Origin of the sequence: Pseudomonas sp. 5P_5.1_Bac1 (genome assembly GCF_025466015.1) — a bacterium.
Taxonomy (GTDB): domain Bacteria; phylum Pseudomonadota; class Gammaproteobacteria; order Pseudomonadales; family Pseudomonadaceae; genus Aquipseudomonas.
Map to the genome: position 1 here is coordinate 1 of NZ_JANLNX010000015.1, position 319 is coordinate 319.

1 protein-coding gene is annotated in these 319 nt (G+C 63.0%); it reads right to left on the reverse strand.

Annotated elements, in window-relative coordinates; all coding sequences use genetic code 11:
• The coding region (locus NTD82_RS02950; protein ID WP_262127672.1) for an immunoglobulin-like domain-containing protein at positions 1 to 319 on the reverse strand (319 nt) is incomplete at both ends.

Here is a 319-nt window from a genome sequence, read left to right on the forward strand (position 1 = left end):
GGTGTTGGTGTTGAGCACGTTGTTCGGGGCGATGAAATCGACCGAACCGCTCGAAGCGTTGACCGGGATGGTGATCGACTGGCCGTTGGCCAGAGTGATGACCAGCGGGGCGCCGGTGACCGGAGCAGTGACGCTCGCGGTATAGGTGACGACGCCGCCTTCTACAGCACTGGCAGTCGCCGTCAGCGTGACGGTCGAAGTGTCGATGCTGTCGGTGACAGCAGTGACGGCGGCAGTCGGGCTGACTTCCAGATGTTCGAAATCACCACCGGTGGTGCCGGTGATGGTCACGCTGACGCTGCCGGCGTCGACATACACG